The sequence below is a fragment of the Microcoleus sp. T3_D1 genome (assembly GCF_036700405.1).
GTDB lineage: Bacteria > Cyanobacteriota > Cyanobacteriia > Cyanobacteriales > Microcoleaceae > Microcoleus.
This window is the reverse complement of record NZ_JAUBOV010000080.1, coordinates 33,160-36,572: the sequence shown is the minus strand read 5'-3', so window position 1 is coordinate 36,572 and position 3,413 is coordinate 33,160. Positions and strand designations below refer to the sequence as shown.

At 45.3% G+C, this 3,413-nt stretch carries 2 protein-coding genes; one reads left to right on the top strand and one right to left on the bottom strand.

The features are described from left to right. Positions 1–364: 364 nt before the first annotated feature. On the bottom strand, positions 365–1,030 hold the full coding sequence (locus tag QT992_RS27060) for a glycosyl hydrolase 108 family protein (RefSeq protein WP_333378181.1): 666 nt from the start codon (positions 1,028–1,030) through the stop codon (positions 365–367). A gap of 99 nt (positions 1,031–1,129) precedes the next feature. On the opposite strand from QT992_RS27060, the gene QT992_RS27055 reads away from it, so the two are divergent. Further along, positions 1,130–3,310, top strand: coding sequence for a tetratricopeptide repeat protein (locus tag QT992_RS27055; RefSeq protein ID WP_333378178.1), 2,181 nt, complete (start codon positions 1,130–1,132; stop codon positions 3,308–3,310). Positions 3,311–3,413: the final 103 nt, after the last annotated feature.

Below are 3,413 nucleotides of genomic sequence, written 5' to 3'. Positions count from 1 at the left end.
TCCTTTTTGGACGGGCGGGACGCCCATCCCACAATAACAATTAAAATTGTAAGTTATTTAATTCGCGATCCTAAGTAGAATTGACGGATTTTTCTCAGAGAGGATCTTAGAGATATAGCAATCCTCGCATCATTTGTGAATTTCTTACTTTTTCCCCCCCGGTTCGGGGAGGGTTGGGGTGGAGTAAAAAATTTACGACTTCTGCAAGGATTGCTATATAAGGGTTATTTAAGCCGACATGATAAGCTGTTGTGCATTGAGATGGGAATTATCGGGCGGGTTCTCCTGCCCACCCCACAATAGTTTCAAGAAACAAGATTGTAAAAATTCGATTCGCGTCAGCTTATTAACTGTTAACAGTCAACTACTTAATCTTATTCACATAGCCCCACAAACTGTAATCGCGACTCAGCCAACCCCGGAAAAAAGCCATCTGACTCGGATCTTCTTGCACCCTTTTGTAGCGGTAAATAATCCGTTCGTTAATCATTTGCAACGCCGTATTTTTGTTGTTTGCCCCTTTCAGCGCTTCCTTGGTGCGGGCATCAAAAACTCCCGTTTGCGGCAATCCTAACGCTTGCTGAAGAAAGGTAATAGAGTTATTAATACCGAAATTAACGGCGGTGTCAAACATGACGATCGCCAAAGCCGGCTGCATCGTGCCGGAGAGGCTGGAATCCCAGTAATATTTATAAATTTCTAGGAGCTCTGCTTCCGACATCTGTGTCACGTCGAGGGGCGGAAGCCCACGACTGTAGCGGTAGGCGTTGTATTCCGTTTGCAAGACGCCCCGATAAGTTCTGCCGCCCTTATCGGCAGGGTGATTGCTGAATCCACCCTCAAAATATAGGGTGAAATAAAGAGCAGTTTGAAATAATTTCTGCCGAAAGCTGGCTGTCTGCTGCTGCTGTGCGAAAGTCTTTTGGGCAAAGGGTAAGGGGATTGCTAAGGTTAACAAGAGTATCCCCAGCAGGAGGTTTGGTTTCCACTTGATGTTATGTTGGCGCTGTGTCGCTTGCTTGTCGCTCATAAATTCTCTGTGACGATCGCCCGTAGTTCCGCTAAAACTGCTACTCTGCAAAATAATATAGATTCAACCTTTAACTTGATAGCACAGATAGGCCGCCAAATGAATTCCGATTTTCGCAACCAATCCGAAACACCCCAATTTGAAGATGCTGCATCGCTGACAGTGGTTGCAGAAACCTATTACTCTCAAGGCAATTTAGCAGCAGCCGTCGCTGCTTGTCGCCGAGCTCTGGAATTGCAACCGGATTGGGCGGCGGCTTACGTGACAATGGGCAATGTGCAGCAAGCAAGCGGCCAAATTGAGGAAGCGATGCGGTTTTATTCCGAGGCGATCGCCCTGAATCCGGATTTTGCTGAGGCTTATGCTAATTTGGGCAGTATGCTCTACAAACAAGGGCATTTGGTGGAGGCGGTTGTCAATTACGAAAAGGCGATCGAACTTAAACCAAATTTGGCTGCTGCTTACTGGAATTTGGCAGGCGCACTGAAACAGCAGGGGCAGCCGGATGCAGCGGTAGCATACGAGCAAAAAGCTCTCGAACTCAATCCCCACCTTGCTCAGGTAGATTTTCACTTAAATTTAGGAGATCAATTAGCGCAGCAAGGGAAGTTAGATGAGGCGGTGGCTGCATGGAAGCAGGCGATCGCATTCAAACCGGATTTAGCCGAAGCATACTGTCAAATTGGCCGAGTTTTTCGCCACCAGGGTCAATTTAAAGACGCAATACCGAACCTTCAAAAAGCCCTAGAAATTAAACCCGATTTTATTTCTGCCCACCAACATTTGTGCGACATCCTCAGAGATACTAGCAATTTTGCTGCCGCGCGGCAAGCCGTGCACCAATACAGCCAAATGTGTGCCGAAACCGATCCCATTATGACCGCGATTTACTTCATCAGCACCTATCAAGTGTCGGGATTAAATCAAATTGCGGGCGATCGATTTTTAGAACTAGAGTCGTACTTGCAGCAAAACTTAGAAACCGCTAGCCCGGTGGAAATTAAATCGCTTTATGCAAACTTGTTATTCAGCACGCCCTATTTGCGAGATGACTTGGCAGCCAACTCAAAACTTTACAGATTAATTTCCCAAAAGTATATCGACCAATGTATTAAACCTAATTTTTCTCAACCCGCAAATTACAGTTTCAAACCAAGTTCCCCATCCAGCAAGTTAAAAATCGGCTTTTTGTCCAATCACTTTAGCCGGCATTCTGTAGGTTGGTGCAGCGCGGACATCATTCGCGAATTGTCCGACATCACACCCCATGTGTATTTGTACGCTTCAGAAAAAATTATTCCTGACGATCGTACTAAGCAATTTGAAAGTTTTGGCAAAATGACTTTTCCGACAACCTACCCGAACGGACTTGCCAATTCTGCCGAAATTATCGACAAAATTCAGCAAGATGAATTGGACGTTTTAGTTGATTTAGATTCCCTCAGCGTACCAGTTCACGCTGACATTCTCTACCAAAAACCCGCACCAGTTTGTGTGTCTTGGCTGGGATTTGACGCCCCTTACATATCGCCGGAAAATTACTTTCTTACAGACAGGCACTCGCACCCAGCAGACCGGGAAAAACATTATGACGAGCAGCTAATTAGGATGCCTGATTCCTTTGTAGCGGTGTCGGGTTTTCAGAGATATGGAGTCGATCCCGTTGCATTGAGAAAATCGCATCGGATCGGCTTGGATCAGATAGTTTACCTGTGCCTCAGTCCCGGTAGAAAATTTAATCGCGAGTTGGTAAAAGCACAAATTGCGATTCTCAAAGAAGTGCCGAACAGTATCTTAATTCACAAAGCTTTAGGCGATGCAGCAGTGTTTGAGGGTGCGTATCACCAAGCTTGCGAAGCTGAGAAAGTGAGCAAGCACCGAATTAAGTTTTTGCCGAGGTTTGCTACTGAGGAAGAACACAGAATTATCTATTTGCTGGCAGATGTTTTGTTAGATTCTTATCCTTACAACGGAGGAACTCAAACTTTAGAGGCTTTGTGGTCTAATTTGCCGGTGGTGACTCGCACAGGAGAGCAATTTTTGTCGAGAATTGGTTATTCGTTTTTGCAGACTTTAGGAATTGAAACAGGCGTGGCTTTGTCTTGGTCGGAATATGTGGAAGTGGGTGTAAAATTGGGCAAAGAGCGTGAATTGAGAAATGCCATTAAAGCACAGTTGGTTAAATCTAAAGATCCAGCCAATTTGTCGCCGCTGTGGAATCCGAAAAAGTTTGCTGGTGATATGTATGCGGTGTTGGAAAAATTGTGTAAAATAGGATAAATTAAGCGGTAAGGTGCGCATTGCGCACCGGTGCGCATTGCGCACCCTACACATACAGATTCTGCGTAAGTGCTGTTCAAAAAAATGCAACTTTAGGCAAGCT

Excerpts from the sequence above, each read along its gene's own strand:
- QT992_RS27060 (WP_333378181.1), bottom strand. The coding sequence starts at position 1,030 with ATGAGCGACAAGCAAGCGACACAGCGCCAACATAACATCAAGTGGAAA.
- QT992_RS27055 (WP_333378178.1), top strand. The coding sequence starts at position 1,130 with ATGAATTCCGATTTTCGCAACCAATCCGAAACACCCCAATTTGAAGAT.